The sequence below is a fragment of the Microbacterium sp. CJ77 genome (assembly GCF_002911615.1).
GTDB lineage: Bacteria > Actinomycetota > Actinomycetes > Actinomycetales > Microbacteriaceae > Microbacterium.
Genome location: NZ_PQBR01000005.1, coordinates 1 through 566, shown reverse-complemented (window position 1 = coordinate 566; position 566 = coordinate 1). Strand labels below are relative to the sequence as shown.

Sequence of the window (566 nt, the reverse complement as noted above, 5' to 3'; positions counted from 1 at the left end):
GGACTTGACCGGTGATCGACCCTCCTGGTCGGTGGAGGCACGATGATGGCTCACGGGGTTTCTCTCTCGTGGGTCAGTGGCAAGTCCTGTCAACGATACGGGGCTGCCAGCCAAGCCGATGCTGTTCCGCTCAGGTGAGGGTCAACGCACAGGAACCTCACTCGTGACGCGGACTGGCCGCGCGACCTCATGCCTGGCGATCCCGCCCCAGTAGCAATGGCTAGCAGAACCATTGGGGCCGCTGGTGAGATCAGCCACACCGAGCCAGCCGGAGATGCGATGCGTGTAATCAGGACTCGAGTCACTGACGGTGGGCATTTCACCCACGTGAGATTCTGTGGGCAGCTCGTGGGCACGCACGATTTCGAGGAACTGCTCGACCGCGCTCGGCCGTGCTGAATGCGGTTCGCTCAAATCCAATTCGCTGACCCACGCAACGAAGAAAATCCCTGACCACGCCGTGCCCACAACTGAACCGCAACGAACAGAACTGAGGCCGGCCCCAGCTGATCGAATCAGACTGAAACCGGCCTCAAAGTGGCGGTGACGGTGGGATTTGAACCCAA

General features: G+C 60.8%; 1 protein-coding gene. It reads right to left on the bottom strand.

Annotation, left to right across the window (positions count from 1 at the left end; translation table 11 throughout):
- Window positions 1-141: 141 nt before the first annotated feature.
- On the bottom strand, window positions 142-566 hold a 425-nt coding region (locus tag C2868_RS17545), incomplete at its 5' end, for a hypothetical protein (RefSeq protein ID WP_219811446.1).